The 19,969-nt window shown below is 73.8% G+C and carries 19 protein-coding genes and 1 pseudogene; 7 read left to right on the top strand and 13 right to left on the bottom strand.

The window, feature by feature from the left end:
- Positions 1–130: 130 nt before the first annotated feature.
- A complete protein-coding gene (locus DRB89_RS32745) occupies positions 131–730 on the bottom strand; it encodes an acyltransferase (protein WP_112454050.1) in 600 nt (199 codons plus the stop codon).
- A gap of 350 nt (positions 731–1,080) precedes the next feature.
- Here DRB89_RS32745 and DRB89_RS32740 point away from each other — a divergent pair, with 350 nt between their 5' ends.
- Positions 1,081–2,595 (top strand): cellulose binding domain-containing protein, encoded by a 1,515-nt coding sequence (locus tag DRB89_RS32740; RefSeq protein WP_112451890.1) that lies wholly within the window; start codon positions 1,081–1,083, stop codon positions 2,593–2,595.
- Here DRB89_RS32740 and DRB89_RS32735 read toward each other — a convergent pair.
- Positions 2,542–3,258: a GNAT family N-acetyltransferase gene (locus DRB89_RS32735; protein ID WP_239516444.1), complete on the bottom strand. Its 717-nt coding sequence runs from the start codon at positions 3,256–3,258 to the stop codon at positions 2,542–2,544. The two genes, DRB89_RS32740 and DRB89_RS32735, sit on opposite strands and share 54 nt — an antisense overlap.
- 121 nt (positions 3,259–3,379) lie before the next feature.
- Here DRB89_RS32735 and DRB89_RS32730 point away from each other — a divergent pair, with 121 nt between their 5' ends.
- From DRB89_RS32730 to DRB89_RS43300, 3 genes are all read left to right on the top strand, one after another.
- Entirely contained in the window at positions 3,380–4,450 is a 1,071-nt protein-coding gene (locus DRB89_RS32730) for a helix-turn-helix domain-containing protein (protein WP_112451889.1), read from the top strand.
- Positions 4,451–4,609: 159 nt separating this feature from the next.
- On the top strand, positions 4,610–5,131 hold the full coding sequence (locus DRB89_RS32725) for a rhodanese-like domain-containing protein (protein ID WP_112463529.1): 522 nt from the start codon (positions 4,610–4,612) through the stop codon (positions 5,129–5,131).
- Between the two features lie 37 nt (positions 5,132–5,168).
- Positions 5,169–5,342: a hypothetical protein gene (locus DRB89_RS43300; protein ID WP_162688822.1), complete on the top strand. Its 174-nt coding sequence runs from the start codon at positions 5,169–5,171 to the stop codon at positions 5,340–5,342.
- Positions 5,343–5,356: 14 nt separating this feature from the next.
- Here DRB89_RS43300 and DRB89_RS32720 read toward each other — a convergent pair whose 3' ends face one another.
- The 8 genes from DRB89_RS32720 to DRB89_RS32685 all read right to left on the bottom strand — a co-directional run bounded on the left by DRB89_RS32720 (position 5,357) and on the right by DRB89_RS32685 (position 15,479).
- Positions 5,357–6,499, bottom strand: coding sequence for a GNAT family N-acetyltransferase (locus DRB89_RS32720; RefSeq protein WP_112451349.1), 1,143 nt, complete (start codon positions 6,497–6,499; stop codon positions 5,357–5,359).
- Positions 6,496–7,197, bottom strand: coding sequence for a lipopolysaccharide biosynthesis protein (locus DRB89_RS32715; protein WP_112451350.1), 702 nt, complete (start codon positions 7,195–7,197; stop codon positions 6,496–6,498). Before DRB89_RS32715 ends, DRB89_RS32720 begins: the two co-directional genes overlap by 4 nt.
- Before the next feature lie 68 nt (positions 7,198–7,265).
- Positions 7,266–8,639, bottom strand: a complete 1,374-nt coding sequence (locus DRB89_RS32710) for a glycosyltransferase (protein ID WP_112451351.1) — start codon at positions 8,637–8,639, stop codon at positions 7,266–7,268.
- On the bottom strand, positions 8,636–9,412 hold the full coding sequence (locus DRB89_RS32705; protein WP_112451352.1) for a polysaccharide deacetylase family protein: 777 nt from the start codon (positions 9,410–9,412) through the stop codon (positions 8,636–8,638). The genes DRB89_RS32710 and DRB89_RS32705 overlap by 4 nt, the downstream gene beginning before the upstream one ends.
- Entirely contained in the window at positions 9,402–11,375 is a 1,974-nt protein-coding gene (locus DRB89_RS32700) for a lipid II flippase MurJ (protein ID WP_239516443.1), read from the bottom strand. The genes DRB89_RS32705 and DRB89_RS32700 overlap by 11 nt, the downstream gene beginning before the upstream one ends.
- Complete coding sequence (locus DRB89_RS32695) at positions 11,372–12,748, bottom strand: O-antigen ligase family protein (protein ID WP_112451353.1); 1,377 nt, start codon at positions 12,746–12,748, stop codon at positions 11,372–11,374. The genes DRB89_RS32700 and DRB89_RS32695 overlap by 4 nt, the downstream gene beginning before the upstream one ends.
- Positions 12,749–12,750: 2 nt before the next feature.
- Entirely contained in the window at positions 12,751–14,301 is a 1,551-nt protein-coding gene (locus DRB89_RS32690; RefSeq protein WP_112463528.1) for an exopolysaccharide biosynthesis polyprenyl glycosylphosphotransferase, read from the bottom strand.
- Positions 14,302–14,303: 2 nt separating this feature from the next.
- Positions 14,304–15,479, bottom strand: a complete 1,176-nt coding sequence (locus tag DRB89_RS32685; protein WP_112463527.1) for a glycosyltransferase — start codon at positions 15,477–15,479, stop codon at positions 14,304–14,306.
- 14 nt (positions 15,480–15,493) lie between these two features.
- Here DRB89_RS32685 and DRB89_RS45170 point away from each other — a divergent pair.
- Positions 15,494–15,724, top strand: a pseudogene (locus DRB89_RS45170) (mobilization protein); the annotation flags it as partial.
- Between the two features lie 134 nt (positions 15,725–15,858).
- On the opposite strand, the gene DRB89_RS32675 reads toward DRB89_RS45170, so the two are convergent.
- Together DRB89_RS32675 and DRB89_RS32670 are read right to left on the bottom strand one after the other, a co-directional pair.
- Positions 15,859–16,152, bottom strand: a complete 294-nt coding sequence (locus tag DRB89_RS32675; RefSeq protein WP_112449591.1) for a hypothetical protein — start codon at positions 16,150–16,152, stop codon at positions 15,859–15,861.
- 371 nt (positions 16,153–16,523) lie between these two features.
- Complete coding sequence (locus DRB89_RS32670; protein ID WP_162688821.1) at positions 16,524–16,799, bottom strand: hypothetical protein; 276 nt, start codon at positions 16,797–16,799, stop codon at positions 16,524–16,526.
- 204 nt (positions 16,800–17,003) lie between these two features.
- On the opposite strand from DRB89_RS32670, the gene DRB89_RS32665 reads away from it, so the two are divergent.
- Both DRB89_RS32665 and DRB89_RS43295 read left to right on the top strand, forming a co-directional pair.
- A complete protein-coding gene (locus DRB89_RS32665) occupies positions 17,004–17,234 on the top strand; it encodes a hypothetical protein (protein ID WP_162688820.1) in 231 nt (76 codons plus the stop codon).
- A 141-nt stretch (positions 17,235–17,375) separates the two neighbouring features.
- A complete protein-coding gene (locus DRB89_RS43295; protein WP_162688819.1) occupies positions 17,376–17,549 on the top strand; it encodes a hypothetical protein in 174 nt (57 codons plus the stop codon).
- 690 nt (positions 17,550–18,239) lie between these two features.
- On the opposite strand, the gene DRB89_RS32655 is transcribed toward DRB89_RS43295, so the two are convergent.
- Positions 18,240–19,745 (bottom strand): SpoIIE family protein phosphatase, encoded by a 1,506-nt coding sequence (locus DRB89_RS32655; RefSeq protein ID WP_112449587.1) that lies wholly within the window; start codon positions 19,743–19,745, stop codon positions 18,240–18,242.
- Positions 19,746–19,969: the final 224 nt, after the last annotated feature.

The raw sequence follows: 19,969 nt of genomic DNA, 5'->3' as shown, positions 1-19,969 counted from the left end.
GTGTACAACCCCCCACTGAACACAGCCTGTTGCCTGCTCAGATCCCGTGTACAGGGACAAGGTATGCCCAAGGATGTTCGTTGATTGTGGTTTTGAGGAAATGCCGCTGACCTAAATTGCGGACGTTCCGTCAGGTCCGTTCCCTCAGTGCGCCGTCCGTCTCCTCGTGCAGCACGCCGGTGCGCGGGCACTCCCACACGCCCGGCTCGCCCTCGCGTTCCACCAGGCGGACCCCGGCCCGGCCCACCCAGCCGATGCGGCGGGCCGGGACCCCCGCGACCAGGGCGAAGTCCGGCACGTCCCGGGAGACGACCGCGCCGGCCGCCACCAGTGCCCAGCGCCCCACGCGGACTCCCGCCACGCACACCGACCGGGCCCCGAGCGAGGCGCCCTCGGCCACCACGACACCGGCGGCCTCCCAGTCGCCGCCGCGCTTCTGGCGGCCGTCGGGATCGACCGCCCGTGGGTAGAAGTCGTTGGTGAGCACCACGGCCGGGCCGATGAACACGCCGTCGCCGAGCTCGGCGGGCTCGTACACGAGCGCGTAGTTCTGCAGCTTGACGTTGTCGCCGATCTTCACGCCGGGGCCGACGTACGCCCCGCGCCCCACGATGCAGTCCCGGCCGAGGCGCGCCTTCTCCCGCACCTGCGCCAGATCCCAGATCGTGGTCCCGTCCCCGAGCTCGGCCGTCTCGTCGACCTGGGAGGAGGGTTGAATTCGGACACTCACGGGGCGGTCCCCTTCACGGATCGCGTGCACGCGGATGCGCGGCGTACTGACGTACGAAGGGAGCATATGCCCCGCGGGGCGGGCGCGCTCCGGGATCAACCGACTGTTCACGGAGTGGACTTGAGGGCCGGGGTCGGCCGGGGTCGGCCGGGGTCGACGTGGGTTAGGCCGGGCCGCCCGCCCCGGTCGGCCCGGATGGCGGGGCCGGCAGGCTTAACGCCCCCCGATCGCTCCCTTAAGCGGAACCTAAGGCTCAAGCGGGCCGCCCCGAATCGATCGAATGTCCGTTTCCGGGCGGCTAGCGTACTGCCTCACCCCCCAACCCCCCGTACTTCAGAGGCAGGCACGCGATGGGCAGCACCACCGGTCACCGGCGCAGGACGAGCAAGACGGCGAAGGCCGTGGGCGCGGTCGCGGCGGCGGTGGTGATCGGCGGTGCGGCCCTCCTCCACACCGGTACGGCGCAGGCCGCCTCGGTGGGAGCCGTGTACACGAAGTCCAGCTCCTGGGGCGGTGGTTACACCGGCCAGTACGTGATCACCAACCACACGGGACAGACGCGGACGGGGTGGACCCTGGAGTTCGACCTGCCCGCGGGGACGAAGATCGATTCCCTGTGGAACGGCACCCACACGGTGTCCGGGCGCCACGTCACCGTGAAGCCGGCCGAATGGAACCGATCGCTCGCCGCCGGGGCCTCGGTCACCATCGGCTTCGTGGCGAGCGGGACCGGCACCCCCGGAGCACCGACGGCCTGCCGCATCGACGGGGCGAAGTGCTCGGCCGACACGGGCACGGCGCCCACACCGGGCGGCCGCCCCACCACCGCCCCGGCGCCGAGCGCATCGGCATCGGCGTCGGCGTCGCCCGGCGCCACCGCTCCCGCGCCGGGCGCGCCCACCGGGCAGCCGACCCGGACCGCGACCCCGTCCGCATCCGCCACGCCGCCGCCGGCGGCGGGGAGCCCGGGAGGGGGCGCGCGCTTCGCCCCGTACGTGGACACCTCCCTCTACCCCGCCTACGACCTGGTCGACACCGCGACCAGGACGGGCGTGAAGGAGTTCCACCTCGCCTTCGTCACCTCCGGCGGAGGCTGCACCCCGCTGTGGGGCGGGGTCACCGACCTCGCCAGCGACAAGGTGGCCGCGCAGATCGGGGCCCTGCGGGCCAAGGGCGGGGACGTACGGGTCTCCTTCGGCGGCGCCGCCGGGCACGAACTGGCCCTGAACTGCTCCACCGCGACCGAGCTGGCGGCCGCGTACGGCAAGGTCGTCGACGAGTACCGGCTGACCAAGGTCGACTTCGACATCGAGGGCGCGGCCCTGCCCGACACCGCGGCCAACACCCGCCGCGCGCAGGCCGTCGCCCAGCTGCAGAAGTCCCACCCGGGCCTGGACGTGGCCTTCACCCTGCCCGTGATGCCGGAGGGCCTCACCCAGCCCGGCGTGGCGCTGCTCGCGGACGCGAAGAAGGCGGGGGTGCGGGTCGACGGGGTCAACATCATGGCGATGGACTACGGCCCCGCCTACGGCGGCGACATGGGGCAGTACGCGATCCAGGCCGCGACGGCCACGCAGGCGCAGGTCAAGGCGGTGCTCGGACTGTCCGACGCGGCCGCCTGGAAGACGGTCGCCGTCACGCCGATGATCGGCGTCAACGACGTCGTGAGCGAGGTCTTCACCGTCTCCGACGCGACGCAGCTGGTGGACTTCGCGAAGTCGAAGGGCATCGGCCGCCTCGCGATGTGGTCCGCGGCCCGCGACAAGCAGTGCCCGGCCGGAGCCGTCAACTACGCCGACGCGACGTGCAGTTCAGTGCTCCAGCAGCCGCTCGCCTTCACCCAGGCCTTCGCCGCCCTGCGCTAGGGGTCCCACTTGGGCGGAATCCGAGGGTTCGTACCAGAGGCTCGCCATCGGGGAGCGAGTGGTCCAGCCCAGCGAGGAGTAGAGGGCCCGGCCCTCGGGCGTGCCGACCAGGACGCCCGTCCTCGCGCCGGCCTCGTACGCGGTGCTCTGCAGGGTGCGCATCACCAGGCCGCCGAGGCCCTTGCGCCGGTGCTCGGCGGCGGTCTCGACCTGGTCGACCACGACGTGGTCGCCGGCGTGGGCGATCTGCCCGCGGGCGGCGAAGTGCCCGTGGCGCGTGCGGACCAGCACCCGGCTGACGCCGCCGCGGGTCCAGATGGTGAGCGTGTGACCGGCGGCCGGCACCTCGGTGTGCTCCGGTTCGAGGTGGCACGTCATCAGGAATCCGGGCTCGTCGCACCGCCAGCCCGGCCCGACCCAAGGCAGAACCGTCTGGTCCTCGGCGAACAGTTTCAGCCACGTCCCGGGTGCGCTCGTCGCGGCGACGATCTTGCGCACGTCGGCCTCGGTGGGCTCCGGCAGCACGTGCCGGGCGACGTGCTGGGGCTGCCCTACGTCGATCGTCCATCCCCACGGCTCGTCGATGGGGTCCGAGCCGCCGCGGGAGACGACCCAGCCGTCGATCCACATCCGCACGAGCTCATTGGTCCTGCTGTCCGGCATCGCGGCCCGCCCCCTGGATGGTAATAGCCAGTACTCCGAAAGAGACCTTACGTGGCCGGGGTGGGATCCGACCATCCCGCGCGCGGGCGTCGAGGTGGGGCACGGTCATTAAGGTGGCGGTATGACTCCCGTGCCCTCCGTGTCCTCCGCGCCCCCCGCGACCGCGGTGGCCTCCGCGACCGCCGTGGCCGTCGAGATCAAGAAGCCGGCCCCCGCCCATGTGGTGGCGGTCCTCGCCTTCGACGGCATGGCCCCCTTCGAACTGGGCGTGGTGGTCGAGGTCTTCGGGCTCGCCCGGCCCGAGCTGGGCGACATCCCCTGGTACGACCTGCGGGTCTGCTCGGCGGAGCCGGGCCGCGACCTGCGCGCGGTCGGCGGCTTCACCCTCCGCGCAGAGCACGGCCTCGACGTGCTCGCGGCCGCCGACACCGTGATCGTTCCCGGGGTCTCCTCGGCGGGCGCCGCGATACCCGCGGAGCTCGTCGAGGCCCTGCTGCGGGCCCACGCCCGGGGCGCGCGCCTGGTCTCCATCTGCTCGGGAGCCTTCGCGCTCGCCGCGACCGGCCTGCTCGACGGCCGCCGCGCCACCACCCACTGGCGCTACGCCCGTACGCTCGCCGAGCGGCACCCCGAGATCGAGGTCGACGCGGACGTCCTCTACGTGGACAACGGCGACGTGCTGACCAGCGCGGGCAGCGCCGCCGGCATCGACCTCTGCCTCTACCTGGTGCGCGGCGACCACGGTGCCGCCGTCGCCAACACCGTCGCCCGCCGCTTCGTCGTACCGCCCCACCGTGAGGGCGGGCAGGCGCAGTTCATCGAGGCCGCGGTCGGCGAGATCGGCCCCGACGCGGCGGACGACGGCATCGCCCAGAGCATGGCCTGGGCCATGCGGCGCCTTTACGGCCCGCTCTCGGTCCCGGCCCTGGCCCGCGAGGCCCGCATGTCCGAGCGGTCCTTCCTGCGCCACTTCACCCGCCGCAACGGCGTGAGCCCGATGCGCTGGGTCGTCTCCCAGCGGATCTCCGCGAGCCTCGTGCTGTTGGAGTCGGGCGAGGGCACGGTGGACGAGGTGGCCGCCGCCGTCGGCTTCGACTCGGCGGCGACCTACCGGCACCACTTCACCCGGCAGATGCGCACGACTCCGACGGCGTACCGGAAGGCGTTCGTGCGGCCCGTTCCGCGTCCCTGACTCCGGGCGGGGGCGATCTCCGGCGCTGGCGGGATCTTGACGAACCAAGGCGTTCACGCCACTCGAAGCGTGCGGGCGCGCGACCGAGGATGGAGTCATCGCCGCAAGGGAAACCACCCGGCCGGTGCTTCAGACCCGCCCCGCACAAGGAGTACGCCGATGTCCGCCATCCTCGCCGCCGCCCCCGCGAACACCCTCACGACCACCGCCTCCGCCGCCTCCGCCAGCGCCGTCCTGTCCGTCCCCGCCGCAGCCCCGGCCGAGGCGGCCGCCCACTACGCCGCCCGGCTCGCCTTCGAGGCCGACGTGTCCGACGTCCGCGCCGACCTCCTCGCTGGCGTCCCCGGCATCGTCGTGGTCGACTCCCGCAGCGAGGAGGGCTGGAACCAGGGCCGCATCCCCGGCGCACTGCACATCCCGACCGCCCGGATCGCCGAGCTGGCCCCGTCCCTGATCGACCCCGCCGCGACCGTGGTCACGTACTGCTGGGGCCCCGGCTGCAACGGCGCCACCCGCGCCGCACTCGCCTTCGCCCGGCTCGGCTACCAGGTGAAGGAGATGCTCGGCGGTTTCGAGTACTGGGTCCGCGAGGGCTTCGCCTTCGACACCGCCCAGGGCCCCGACCAGCGCCGGGTCGACGACCTGACCGCCCCGCGCTCGGGCATCTCCTGCGCCTGCTGAACGGCGCGGGGGGGTCGTCGGGCCGACCCGGACCCCCTTGCCGCCCAGCCAGTGCAACAGGAACGGGATCCGGGCCACCCCGGCGCCCGTCAACAGCACGCAGTGGTGCGTGCCGCTCAACTTCGGCGAGTGGCTCTCCAAGCTGGTCGGCAAGCAGTCGGTCTGCGTCAAGGTCGACTGGGGCCGGGAAACCGGCTTCTGGCCCTTCTAGGCGGGTCGGTCGGGTCATCGGACCCGCAGTTCGTTGAGCCGCGCCCGCCAGTCCCTGGCGGCCGGCAGCGCCTCCCGCAGTACGTCCACCGCCCGCTCGCGCCCCGCCACCTGCGACTCGTGCAGTCGCAGCAGGGGCGCGAGCGCGGAGGTGGCCATCAGGAAGCGCTGGTTGACCACCGTCTCCGGCCGCCAGTGGTTCTTGTACGGCTCGTTGCCGCGCAGGAAGCTCACCACCGGGCGGCCCTCGGCGAGCGCGCGGCCGGTCTCGTAGCGCAGCAGCAGCGTCGCCACGTCGACCTTCCGGTCGCGCAGGTCCGGATCGGCCCCGTAGAGGTAGCCGCCGCTGAGCGCGCCCGACAACAGCGTGAGGTTGGCCGCGACCACCTTCCCGTCGAGCCGGAACTCGGCCAGCCGGCCCTCCCCGGCGCGCACCATCCGCCGGGTGGCCCGGGTCAGGTGCTCGGCGAAGCGCGGCTTGAGGTGCTCGGGGGTCACCCCGCGGCCGCGCCACTGCTTCTCGTGCAGCCGCAGCAGGGTCCGTACCGCGCGCGGCACTTCCTGCTCGGTGACCTCGTGCTCCTCGATGCCGGCCGCGTCCGTCTTGCGGAGCTTGGCCCGCACCCGCTGCGCGCCCGAGGCCGGCATCCGTTTGACCAGCTCGTCGAACGGCAGCACGGGCAGCTCCATGCAGGTGGAGTCGGTCAACTTGCTGCCGATCCCGGGCCACGCCTCGTACACCGCCTCGGCCGCGGCGCCGGGCCGCACCTCGCGCAGGTCGACGACCGCGCCGCGGGCGGCCCGGTGCAGGCCGCGGGCCAGCGCCGGGACGACCTGTTCGGCCTGGCCGGCCGCGACCAGCACGTCGAAGTAGTCGGTGATGCCCCCACCGATCGGTACGAGGAGCGGCAGCGGCCGGTGTACGAGCATCAGCGCGGCGGCGCCGACCAGTTCCTCCCCGCGCCGTACGAGGACGATCCGCAGCCGGCCGTCCTTGCCGTAGGACAGCCACCAGGAGTGCAGCCAGGCGTGGCTCTGGAACGGAGTGGCGGTGGGACAGCCGCGGACGAGCCGGTTCCACGGCTCCTCCAGCGCGGCGAACTGCCGGGGGTCGCGGCACAGCGTCACCGACAGGGGCCCGACGGAGCCCGACGTCATCGCACGGACTCCTTCTCCTTGGTCTCGCTGTGGTCGCCCTGCGCGGGAAGCGAGGCGAACTCCGGGGCGGTGACGGCGCCGGAGTCCTCGGCGCCGCCCTCGCGCCCGTCCTTGCGGCGCGCGGGCCGGGCGAGCATCCACAGGCCGCCCAGGAGTCCGCCGGCGCACAGGCCGACCGCCCCGCTGAGGGTGGGCGAGGCCGAGGCCGGCTCGGAGGGCGCGACGGCCTGGTTGAAGAGGAGCAGCTGCACGCCGGTGTTCTTGGCGGCCTGGTTGCTGCTCAGCGACAGGGCGTCGGCCACCGCGTTCGCGATGTCGGCGGCCTCGCCCGCGCTCTTCGCCGTCCCGGTGATGGCGATCATCGGGGACTCGGGGGAGGTCTCGGCGCGGACCTGCGTGCGCAGCTGCTGTACGCCGACGCCCGCGCGGGGCTGGGCGTACGCGAGGGTGGAGCTGCTGGTGGCGATGCGGGCGTAGGCCTGGGCGAAGCCCAGCGCGGTGGCCGGCTCGGTGGTGTCGTCGGGAACCGCGACGACGTAGCTGGTGGCGGCGTACTCGGGGGCCTTGAGCACCCCGTACGCCCCGCCCGCGGCCAGCCCCAGCAGGGCCGCGGCCGGCAGCGGCCACCACGCGGGGGGCGGCAGCAGCCGGACCCGGCGACGGTGGGTGGACTTCTTCTGGTCGGCGGTGTCAGCCATGTGCGTGCCTCTTTCCTGGTGACGGGAGGTTGGTTCGGGTCCCCGGGGGACCCCCTGCGGGACTCGGATCAGCCGTTCTCTCCGCCCCGGGCGGGCTCCGGCGAGCCGTCGCCGGCCCGCCCCACGGCGCCCGCCGCCGCCTGCGGCCCCACCCGGGATTCCCTCCCGGCGGCGGGCACATCCAGCCCCGCCGGAGTTTGAGGCGCGGGGGTCCGGGGGCCGGCCTCCGGCAGCGGCGCCGTGCCCGGGCGAGTGGTCCCCACCCCGGAGCGGGACCCCGCCGGGGCGGGGACGTGGCCCCAGGCCCGGCCCGGAGCCGTGGTCAGGGCCTGGTCGTAGACCGACAGCAGTTGCCCCGCGCTGCGCGCGATGTCGTAGCGCCGCACCACCCCCGGCGGCGGCAGCCGCATCGCGCCCGCCTCCATGTGCCCGCGCAGTGCGGCGACCAGCTCCTCCGCGCCCGTGCCGATCCGCCGCGCCCCCGGCGCCTGGCTCGGCGGCAGGTCGTCGATCGCCGGGCAGGTCACGTGCAGCACCGGCAGCCCGGCGGCGAGCGCCTCGACCACCGCCAGCCCGAACGCCTCCTCCCGCGAGGGCGAGACGAAGACGTCCATCGCGGCGAGCAGCGCCGGGATCCCGGGGGTCCGCCCGTCCGCGCTGTCGCCCAGCGGGTCCCGCTCCCCCAGCAGGTGGATCCGGCTCTGCGCGCCCAGCTCCGCGGCGAGCAGCCGCAGCGAGGCGCGCTCCGGGCCGTCCCCGGCCAGCAGCAGGTGCGCCCCCGGCAGGGCCGCCACCGCCCGCACGAGCGCGTCGAACCGCTTGCCCGGCACGAGCCGCCCGACACCGCCGACGACGAAGGCCCGCTCGGGCAGCCCGGTCCGGGCTCGCGTGGCCCGCCGTACGCCCTCGTCGAAGCGGAACCGCACGGCCTCGATCCCGTTCGGCACCACGTGCACCCGCCCGGCCGGCACGCCCCAGGCCTCCAGCCGGGCCGCCACCGTGTCCGAGACGGCCACCGTCGCGGCGCCGAGCCGTTCGCTCGCCAGGTACAGCGCGCGCACCCCGCCGGTCAGCGGCCGGCCCTCGATCTCGCCCTCCCCCAGGGAGTGTTCGGTGGCCACGCTCGCGCCGACCCCGGCGATCCGGGCCGCGAGGCGCCCGTACACGCAGGCCCGGTACAGGTGCGTGTGGACCAGGTCGTACCGGCCGCGCCGGATGAAGGTGACCATCCTGGGCAGCGCCCCCAGGTCGCGGTTGCCGCGCATCCCCAGGTGCACGACCCGGACCCCGTCCGCCCGCAGTCCCTCGGCCACCGGCCCGGGGTTGGTGAGCGTCAGGACGTCGCAGCGCATCGGCATGTGGCGCAGCAGCAGCCGCAGTTGCTGCTCGGCGCCGCCGACGCCCAGTCCCGTGATGACGTGCAGCACCTTGTCCGGGCTCACAGGTGCACCGCCCGGCGCAGCTCCCGCACCTGGTGGCGCACCTGCTTGATCCGCAGCCGCGGCCCGCCGTCGGCCTGGCTGATGTGCGTACGGGGCATCGCGTGCGGCCCGGCGAGGGGCCCGGGGTCGATGGCGCAGGCGTAGCCGTATCCGGCGTCCCGCGTCGCGGCGACGACCCGGGCGTCGATGTGCCCGTAGGGGTAGCAGAATCCGGCGGGCAGCGTCCCGGTCAGCTCCCGGATCAGCTCGCGGCTGCCGCGCAGCTCCTGCCGCAGCACGTCGTCGGTGGCCGCGGTGAGGTCCTGGTGCAGCAGCCCGTGCGAGCCGATCTCCTGTCCGGCGGCGGCGACTTCGCGGATCCCCTCGGCGGTGAGCAGGGCCTTGCGGGGTCCGAGCGGGTCCCAGACGTTGTCGACGCCGAGCCGCCCGGGCAGGACGAACAGCGTGGCGGTGCAGTCGTGGCGGAGCAGCAGCGGCAGCGCGCGGGTCAGGAAGTCGCTGTAGCCGTCGTCGAAGGTCAGGCCGACCAGTCCGGCGCCGCGCCCGGCGGCGCGGGCCCGCAGCAGCTCGCCGACGGACACTCCGCGCAGGCCCCGGGAGCGCAGCCACAGCAGCTGCGCCTCCAGGGCGTGCGGGGTGACGGTGATGCCGTACGGGTCCTCGGCGGGGTCGGTGAACTCGGCGACGGAGTGGTACATCAGGACCCACGGCGATGCGGTCCGGCGAGCGGGGAGCACCGCGGCGGGGGGCGCCGTTTCGGTGTCAGCGGACATTGCGGAACCTCTGGGTGAGCTGGGAGGTGAGGTGAGCGGTGAGCTGGGCGATCTGGCCGGGCAGGGCGATGACCTCCAGGGCCCGTATGGCCATGCCGGTGGCGCCGAACATGGCCGGGACGAGCAGGCAGCCGAGGGCGGCGCTGACGAGCGGGTCGGGGACCATCGGCCCGGCGATCCAGCCGGTGGCGCAGGCGGCGACGGCGGCGACGGAGAGCCGGCCGATGCTGACGGCGACCCGCCGGACCTGGATGGCGATGATGCGCGAGCCGAGTCCGGTGAGCAGCAGCGCGGCGGTGGTGGAGATGCCGGCGGCGTTGGCCGCGGCAATCCCGTAGGTTCCCCACCAGCCGACGGCGAAGGCTCCGGCCACGATGTTGACGAGGAGCCCGGCACCCATCGCGAGCGCCGGGAACCAGGTGGGCCGGGCGGTCGAGAAGAAGGGCCGGGACAATGCCCCGACGAGGCAGTGGCCGAGCAGGCCGAGGCCGTAGACCCGCATGACGGAGGCCGTGGCCTCGGTGTCCTGATGGGTGAACGCCCCGCGCTCGAAGAGCACTTGGATGATCTGGGGCGCGTATCCGATGACGAGCGCGGTGCCCATGAGGACGGCGAGGGAGGCGAGTGCGAGGTCCTGCTCCACGCGCCGCCGGGCCTTCTCCCGCTCCCCGCCGGCCATGGCCTGGGCGACGACGGGGAAGGTGACGGTGCAGATCATCAGGGACAGCACCATCGGCATCTGGGCGACTTTTTGCGCGTAGTTCAGGTGCGAGATGGCGCCGGACGGCAGCGAGGCGGCGAGGAACCGCTCGACCAGGACCTGCGACTGGCGGAAGACGGCGAAGAAGATGACCGGGGCGATCACCCCGAAGGCGATCAGGGTCGGCCGGTCCCGGTCGCGCTGGAAGCGCGGGGCGCCCTTTGCGCGGGGCGGTCCGAAGCCGACGTTGCGGATGAAGGCGGGCAGTTGGACCAGGGCCATCAGCATCCCGCCGATGGCGACCCCGGCGGCGGCGGCGCGCACTCCCCACAGGGCGTGCAGGGCCACCATGGTCCCGATGATCCCCACGTTGTACGACACGTAGATGGCGGCGGGCGGCACGAAGGAGCGGTGCGCCCTGAGCGCGGCGCTGAAGTAGCCGGCGATCCCGAAGGACAGCACGGTCAGGGCGGTCATCCGGGTGCATTCGACGGCGAGTCCCGGGTCCGGCAGCCCGGGCGCCAGGACGCCCACGACGAGCGGGGCGGCGACGATGAGCACGGACGCCACGGCGGCCAGGAGCACGAGGAGCCGGGGCAGCGTCGCCCCCACGAGCAGGCGTACGGGATCCTGCGCGCGGGCCTCCTTGCGGGTGAGCCCGGCCCTGCTGGCGGCCCGGCGGGCCAGGGCGTGGCTGAACGCGGGCACCATCAGCAGCGCCATGGCGTCCTCGATGAGCAGCGTCGAGGCCATCTCGGGGACGGTCCAGGCGATGAGGAAGGCGTCGCTGTCGTGGCCGGCGCCGAAGAGGTGCGCGATGGTCTGGTCCCGGACCAGCCCGAAGACGGCCCCGGCGGCGGTCAGCCCGGCGGTCACGGCGGCCGCCTTGGCCAGTGCGCTACCGCTCGACGAGCGGGCCCCGTCGGCCGGGGCCGCCCGGCCGGAGCCGCGGGGCCCGGTCCGCACGGGCCCCTGCTCGGGGTCCGCGGCGGCGCGGTCCCGGCGGGGGCGGGTGCGCCCGGTGGCCACCACGCGGACCGATCCGCCGTCGCCCGCGGGGCCCGGGATGCCGACGTGGGCCGCGCCGCGCCCGGCCGACGGCGGCCCGGCGGGCACGGCCACGGGCGGGTCGGCCGGCGCCGCGCCGTCACCGGCGGCGCCGGGCGCCGCGGGCGGGACGGCCGGGTGCGGCGGACGGCCCGCAGCCGCGGCGACCTCGGTCGCCGCGGCTGCGGGCCGCCGCCAGGGCGTGGTATCCGTCACCGGGCGGCCGCACCCTCAGGGGAGGCCGCCCCGGTCGCGGGCTTCGGACCGGCGCCGGAGGGCAGCGCCCACCAGGCGGCCAGGCCGATGATCACCCCGGTCAGGACGGTCGACGGGCCGCCGATGTCCGCGTAGAGGAAGTCGGTGAGTTGCCACACGAACAGCCCGACGGCGACGAGTCCGCAGTCCCGCAGCGCGGGCCCGCCGACCAGGCACCTGCGCAGGCCCGCCACCAGCAGGGCGAGCCAGCCGCCCGCCAGCGCGATCAGCCCGATCAGCCCCTGCTCGCTGAGCACCAGCAGGTACATGTTGTGCGGGGAGAGCAGCGGCTGCCGGATGTACGCCTGGCCCGCGCCGGCGGTGTCGCTGCCCGAGGACAGGGCCAGCCCGGAGTGCGAGTCCCGGTTGGCCGGGAAGCCCTTGAGCCCCACCCCCACCGCGGGCCGCTCGCGCCACATCGACCCGGCGGCGGCCCACATCGTGTAGCGGTCGGTGACCGACTGGTCGGGGGCGTCCGAGACCTGGGTGATCGAGGTCAGCCGCTCCGCGACCATCGCGGAGCCGACGCCGAGCCCGCCCACCAGCACCACTCCCACGGCGGCCAGGGCGACGAGCACCTTCAGCGCCCGCCTGATCCCGGCCAGCGCCATGACCAGTCCGGCGCCGCAGAAGGTCGCGATCCAGGCGCCGCGGCTGAAGGACAGCACCAGCGGGACGACCAGGGCCAGGGCCGCCGCGCCCGAGAACCGCCGGACCCGCGCCGGCAGTCCCGGCGCGAACGCCCCGGCCGTGGCGACGACCAGCCCGTAGGCGACGACCGTGGCCATGCCCATGACGTCGCCGGGGCCGAAGGTGCCCACGGCGCGGATGTCCTCGCCCTGGTACGAGGCTCCGGTGTGGGTGGCGAACTGCACCACGCCCACCGCGCCCTGGACCAGCGCCAGCACCACGAAGCAGCCGGCGGCGAGCCGGAACTCCCCGGCGTCGCGCACCAGCAGCACGATCGCCGCCGGGACCAGCACGAACACCTGGAGGTAGCGCACGAACCCGGGCAGGGCCGCGTACGGGTCGCCGGCGGTCACCGTCGCGACGGCGAGCCCGACGGCGGGCAGGCCCAGCGCGAGCACCCCCAGCGGGCTCAGCTGCCGCACCCGGCCCCGCAGGGCCTGGATCCCGCAGACGAGGACGAGGAGCAGGGACGCGGCGTCGGCGGGGCCGACCTTCCCGGAGGCGGTCGCGTCACCCGCCGGAAGCGGGGCGAGGAGGGCCAGTACGGTCGCGGCGAGCGGCAGCAGCGGCCAGTGCCGGCGCAGCAGTTCGGCGGGGTCCGGGCAGGACCATGACGTCGGTGACGTCGGTGCGGCAAGGCTCATGCTCAGCTGCCCCCCAACCGGAAGCGGAAGAACGAGGCCGCGGTGCGGGCCAGGATCCACAGGTCCTGCCACAGCGACCAGGTGTCGATGTAGTGGTTGTCGAAGCGGGCCCGGTCCTCGATGGAGGTGTCCCCGCGCAGGCCGTTGATCTGGGCGAGGCCGGTGATGCCCACCGGCATCCGGTGGCGGGCCTCGTACCCGGGGTGGACGCTGCTGAACTTGGCGACGAAGAAGGGCCGTTCGGGGCGCGGACCGACCAGGCTCATGTCACCCCGTACGACGTTCCACAGCTGCGGCAGCTCATCCAGGGAGGACTTGCGCAGGAAGGAGCCGACCGGGCTCATCCGGCAGTCGCCGGCCACCGTCCACCGGGTGGCGGACTCGTGGGCGTCGGCCCGCAGGGTGCGGAACTTCAGCAGGGTGAAGGGGCGCCCGTACAGGCCGACCCGCTCCTGCCGGAAGATCACCCCCGGCCCGTCCGAGAGCCGTACCACCAGCGCGCAGGCGCCCATCACGGGCGCCGCGGCGAGCAGGGCGAGCGAGGCGAGCAGGGAGTCGATGGCGCGCTTGGCGTACCGCTCCAGCGGGCGGGCCGGGCGCGGCAGCAGCGGCTGGACGGCGTAGCCCCACAGCTGGTCGGCGGGCTCGGCGACGCGCATGCCGGTGACCTTGGCGGTGCCCGCCGGGTCGGCGAGCCAGAGCCGGCACCCGTGGTCGTGGAAGAGCCGGACCAGGGAGGCGGTGCGCTCGTCGGCCTCGGGCGGGCGGGTGAAGACCGCGTGCCGGACCGAGTTCTGGATGACGGCCCGCCGGATGTCCTCGTGGGTGGCGAGTACGGGCACCCCCGCGGCCGCGTCCGCTCCGGAGGACCGTACGGCGGGGTCGGCGAGCCCGACGGGGCGCAGCCCGTACTCGGGGCGCCCGTGCAGGGCGGCGGCCACGGCGCTCGCTCCGGCGCCGGGTCCGACGACGAGCGCGGAGGCGGGCCGGCGGGCGCGGGTGCGGCGGCGGACCTGGTTGACGAACCCGCGCCCGGCGCAGGCCAGGGCGACCTGCAGGACGACGGCGCTGAGCAGGACTCCCCAGCTCAGGGGTGTGTGCGGGGCGACGGCCGCCGTGACGGCGGCGGCCCCGCACCACAGGACGGCGGCCCGCCCGGCCAGCGCGGGCAGTTCGAGGAGCGCGGAGGGGGCGAGCCGCGGCCGGTACAGCCCGGCCTGGGCGTGCAGCCCGGCGAGGAGCAGGGCCAGGGGCGCGGCCGCCCAAAGGGCCGGCTCCAGTCCGGGCACGGCGGCGGTCGTCACGACGACGGCCAGCGCGTCGGCGCCCAGCAGCGCGGCAACCCCGTCCCGGCGGCGGACCCGGTGCGGCCGGGCGGCCGGGCGGGCCTGGTCGGCCTTGGGCCCGCGGGGCGGGTGGATGGCGGTCACGGAGCGGCGGCGGGAGGTGGTGCCGGTACCGGCGGGGGCCGTACTCGTGCCGGTGGTGCCGGTACTGCCGCCGGCGGGCCCCGTACCGCCCTGCCCGGTGTGCCGGGCGGGTGCGCTGTCCATCGTCATCGGCTGATGCGCTCCTGGTTCAAGGGTCGTGGCCTGCCCAGCAGTTCGTGGTACAGACCGGTGACCGCGTCCGTGGTCCGCCGCACGTCGAAGTCCATCCGTGCGTGCCGTTGGGCCTGCTCTCCGAGTTCGGCGAGCAGCCGCGGCTCGGCGAGCAGCCGTCCCAGGGCCTTGGCCAGCGCCGTCGGGTCCTCGGGCTCCACCAGGCACAGCCGTCCCTGGCCGGGCGGCAGGCTCTCCCTGGCACCGCTGACGTCGGAGACCAGGACCGGGCGGCCACAGGCCATGGCTTCGAGCGGGGCGAGCGCCATGCCTTCCCACCGCGACGGCAGTACAACGAGATCGGCGGCCCGAAGCCACGGTCGGATGTCGGAGGCGGGCCCGGCGAAGTGCACTCCGGGCGGGGCCGTGCGGCGCAGCCGTTCGGTGTCGGGGCCGTCTCCGACGAGCGCGAGGCGGGCGCCGGGGACGGCTCCGAGCAGCTCCGGCCAAGCCCGCAGCAGGATGTCCTGCCCCTTCTGCTGGCAGAGCCGGCCCACGCAGACGGCGAGCGGCCCGTCGCCCGCGAAGCCTGCGGGCAGCGGCAGTTCGGCGCGTGCTCGGGCCTTGTCCCGCGCGGGGTCCGGGCCGCCGGGGCGGAAGTGGTCGAGGTCGACGCCGTTGCGGATCACCGCCCAGCGGGCGGCGATCCCCTCGGACTCGCCGGTGCGTCGTTCGGCCTCGCTGACGCAGAGCACCCGGTCGGCCCAACGGGCCCCGAAGCGCTCCCAGCGCAGGGCGAGCGCGGCGGTGGCCCCGCCGACGGCGTCGAACGACCAGGCGTGCGGCTGGAAGACGGTGGGGACGGCGCCGCGCACGGCGAGCCGCCCGGCCAGCCCGGCCTTGGCGCTGTGGGCGTGCAGGATGTCGGGCCGGACCCGGTCGACCAGGCGGCGCGCGCCCAGCACTTCGGCGGCCAGCCCCGGTCCGGGGGCCCGTCCGGCGCGCCAGGTGAGCACCTCGGCGCCGGCGGCGCGGGCCGCGTCGGCGAGCTGCCCGCCGCGCGGGCAGCCGACGACGGTCCGCAGACCGGCGGCGGACTGGGCCCGGACGAGGTCGACGACGACGCGTGCGACCCCGCCGTCGACGGGCTGGACGAGGTGGAGGACGGCCGGCGGCCGGCCGTCCCGCATCCGATCGTGGCGGCGCGACGGGGGCTCACTGGCAGGCGGTGCTCCTCATCGATCACGGTGATGACGGAACCGTGGCCGCCCAGCCCGCCGCCGCCGGCGAAGTCCTCGACGCCCTCGCCAAGACCTCCGCCGCCCACGCCCGCACCCAGCTGCGGCATGCGGCCACGGCCTTCGAGCGAGCGGCCCGCTCCCACGTGCGCGCCGAACGCGGCCAGGACGAGGCCCTGCGCCAAGCTGCCCGCGATGGGCAGACGGGGGCCGGTATAGCAATTGGGGCTGCGCTTCCGTCCCTGGCCCGGGGCAAGCATTTGGGGCAGGCTGCTGTCACCGAAGCCTCTCTTGACCGCTCCGTCGCGCGGCATTCACGTGGGGGAACGCTTCAGGGTCCGACGAGGGACAGGGCGACCGACAGCACGGCAGCGTCGCTGCCAGCGAATGCACCCGGGTTGCTCGCGAGGAGACGTTCGAGCGCGTCCCACTCCACCTGGGGAGGCCGTCCGCTCCGGTCAATGAGCTGGACGACGTCGGACGCGGCGTTGAGTTCGTCGTCGTCCAGCAGACGGCGCAACCAGTAGCCGTCGCGGTCAGCTCCAAGGAACTGGATCGCCGCCTTCGTGCCGTCGTTACGCACGCCCCTCGCGAGCTCCTCGCCGCTCAAGCTGTCGTTGATCATCGGCGGCTCTCCCGTCCGTCACCGGGGTTGGGCTGCGGTCCCCCGCGCCACTCTTCTTGCCCCGCAGGTCGGTCCTCACCTCTACACGCCGCACGATCAACCACCGGCCGGGGGCATTCCGCCCTCCGGCCGCAACTCAACCGCCCTCCGGGGCGACGCCCCCTGTCGGGCTCCGGAACAGTCGCACCTGTGAGCGACGGTGGCGCGCGGCCTCGACGGTGGTTTCTGCTGACGCCTTGGGTGCCGCCGGCTCTGTCGCCCGGCCTCGCACGCCTCATGCTGTGACCGCAAACCTTTGCCAGGAGGAACCCGTCGAACAATCCCGGTCACAGCACTAAGTAGTCGGCTCACACGTTTGTAGCGGTGATCCATCAGGTGGCAGGACGGCCCGGTTGCTTCGCGTCGGAGTCGTGGACCAGTTCACCGAGCTGGATGAGGAAACCGTACGACGCGAGGCGATTGTGGAGGCGAACGAAGTAGGACCTGCTTGAGCACCTGAAGATCTCACGGCGGCGCACCTTCCAGAGACTGTGCTCGTATGTGTGCGCTGCCTGCAGGAGGGCCGCTTCCGCCTCTTCCGTGCTGCCTTCGACCTCCGCGACGGTCCGCCCGTCACGACCGGCATCCGACACGCCGCTGACAGGCACGGCCAGAATTATCCATTGAGGCATCTCGCGATCAATTCCTTACGCCCTCGACGTCGCATGCCGCAACGCGTGCGGCGTAAGTGTGGCAGGCGCAGGACTGGAGCCACCTGCCACAGAAGTTGAGCCAGAGCCTCGAAGCGGCCCCACCTGGCGTCGATGGACGCTCGCAGCGGCTCGGTCAGTCCCTTCTGCGAGCATGTCGCCATGACCATCGGATCACCTGATCAGCGTCCTGATGAGGACGCGCTGGAGTGTCTGCGCTCGGCGTTCGAGCCGGCGTGGCGGGAGCCGGCTCTCGGATACGAGGCGGTCTCGACGTGGGAAGCCGAGAACGGGACTGTGCTCCCGGAGCCGTACCGGAGCTTGGTCGCGGAGATCACCAACGGGTCCCCGCTCGGGCCACCGGAGGACGGCGGCCTGCTCCCTCTGGGCTGACTCACGCCGGGCTGGCCCTACCAGGCCGACCGAAGTCCCGCCGCGCCGTTCCCGCTCCAGGAGACATGGGCCTGGGAAGGCGAGCCTCTCGCCGCAGACCACAACGAGCGCGTCGCCGGCGTCTACGGCAACGGCTCCGTCGTGCTGGGCACCGACGACGAACTCTCCTACTGGGTACTCGTCGTCAACGGGCCCCAACGGGGCGAGGTCTGGCTGGTCAGCGACGTGGGCGCCTGCCCATATCCGGGGCCGGAAGCCTTCGGCTTCCTGGAGTGGGTTCGGCGCTGGCAAGCCGGCGATGGCTGGTGGGACTGACCGTGATCGCAGGGAGGCCGATGCCTTGAGAGGGGTGGGCCACTTACAGCCCGTTGAAGACACTTGGGCCCGGATGGATGCCGTGAGGGGCTGAGTATGGGGTGCAGCGGCTGGAATCCCATGGCTCACAGCACCGTGTCGTCCAGGGCGCGGCGATCACCGGACAGGGCGTACCGCCGAGCCGCGAGACCAGGGGCCAGGGGCTCACCGATCGCGTCGCCAGCGTGGCCAGGACGCCTGAGGCGGCGGCGTCGGACAGGTGGGCCGGGGCGACTTCGAGGACCAGCTCCCCCATCTGATGCGAGCTGGCCACGATGTCCTCAAGCACGGCGCGCATCGCGGTGACCGCTGCATCCAAAGCCGGCACCCGATCACCCGCCGCGCGCCATGACGCGGGACACCAGGCAGCGTTCAGGGCGCTGTGTCAACGCCCGTCGCCCCCGCCGCACCCGTGCTGCCGTTCCTGCTGACGACCCAGCAGGGCCGCACCGCACGCCTGCTGCTGTATTGCATGGCCGCCCTGCGCCTCGTCTCCCCCCACGCCCAGCTGATCGCGGAGGTTGCGGTCATCCGGGCTGCCCGGGGCGGCACTGGCAACCTCGCAGGTCAGGATCGACTCGATGGGCTGAACTCCCGCACCTGGCTCGGCGCCATCCGACTACTCCCCAGCCCACTGAGGGCGATTCACGTTCAAGCAGTCTGCCCTGCCGTCGGTGTGGCTCGGGCGATGAGCAGGGCTACGTCGTCGTGGTCTCCTGGGTGGCGCAGGGTTTTCAAGAGCTGGTCACAGGTGTCGTCCAGTGAGCGGTGTGGGTCGTCGAGGGCGTCGAGGAGGACTTGGAGGCGGGTGTCGATCGGCTCATCGCGGGTCTCGACCAGGCCATCGGTGTAGAGGACGAGCTGGTCGCCCGCCCCGATGGCGAGGCTGGTGGTGTGGAAGGCAACGCCGCAGCCGCCCAGTGGCGCGCCGGTGGGCAGGTCGAGGAGCTCGCGGGTGCCGTCCGGGTGGAGGAGGACGGGCGGCAGGTGCCCGGCGAGGGAGAGGTGACACTGCGCCGTTTGGGGGTCGTAGACGACATAGACGCAGGTCGCGATGGTGTCGAGGCCCTCGGTGACGTGGTCGAGGTGGTGCAGGACCTGAGCGGGGTCGAGATCGAGATCGGCCAGCGTTCGGGTGGCTGTGCGCAGCTGGCCCATGGTGGCTGCGGCGGCGACTCCGCTGCCCATGACGTCGCCGACGACGAGGGCGGTCTTGTCGCCGCTCAGGGGGATCACGTCGAACCAGTCGCCGCCGATTTCCATGGTGGCCTGGGCGGGCCGATAGCGAGTGGCGACTTCCAGGCCCGGCCGCCGCGGTGGTGTGTGGGGCAGCAGGCTGTGCTGGAGGGTGAGGGCGGTGTGGCGTTGTTCTTCGACGGCGCGGTGCCGCTCGGTGACGTCCACGCTGGAGGTGGCCACGCCCAGCACATTTCCGTTGGGGGCTTCGAGCCGGTAGAACGAGATCGACCAGGCGTGATCGTGATCCGGGTCGGCCGGAGTACGGCCGACGGTGTACTGGTCCACGATGGGGATGCCCGTGGCCAGGACCTCGCGCATCGCCGCTTCGAAAGACGCGTCCACGGCGGGCAGCACCTCGTGGACGTGTCGGCCAATGTGCTCGGCGGCCGGCACCCCGTTGAGGCGCTCCTCCGCGGGATTGACCGAGACATAGCGCAGGTCGGTGTCCAGCACGCCCAGTCCGATCGGCGACTGGGCCACCAGCCGGGCGGACAGCGCCAGGTCCCGTTCGACCTGCCGAACCGTCGCCTGGTCCGCTGCCAGGCCCAGGGCGTAGTAGTCCTCCTGGGAGTCCAGCAGCCGCATGTTGCGGAACTCGACCATGCGGGTGCTGCCGTCCTTGTGCCGGATGGGGAAGGTACCGACCCAGCTGCCCCTTCCTTCCATGACCTGAGCGAACATGTCCAGCACGACCGCCAGGTGATCTTCATGGATCAGCAAGCGGCCCGCGAATTCGCCGAGTGCCTCCTCGGCGGTGTAGCCGAACAGGTCCTCGGCCTGCGGGCTCCACAGGTCGATCCTGCCTTCGGCATCGAGCAGAACGGCCGCAACGCCCAACACGTCGAGCAGGCCGCCCGGCCCAGACGCGGCAGCCCGCGCCCCGTCGTCATCGCCCCGCAAAGGCTCGATTGCACCCATACTCCGGACTCCTTCCGGCCATGTAGGGCCGCAGCCTCCTGCCGGGCCGGGGCCGGGGCCGTGTGCCGGCGTCTGCGCTCATGGCCATCCCATCGTCCCTCCTCCGCCGGCCGTACGTGCGCGCCACGCTGTCGAGGGACAGCCCTGCCGCTACGGCCGGAAGCGGAACGGTCACGTCTTTGACCGAAGACCTTCGATCGGCACCGGGCCGGCAACGATCGGGC

The sequence above is a fragment of the Streptomyces sp. ICC4 genome (assembly GCF_003287915.1).
Taxonomy (GTDB): domain Bacteria; phylum Actinomycetota; class Actinomycetes; order Streptomycetales; family Streptomycetaceae; genus Streptomyces; species Streptomyces tritrimontium.
This window is presented reverse-complemented; position numbering and strand designations above follow the sequence as displayed.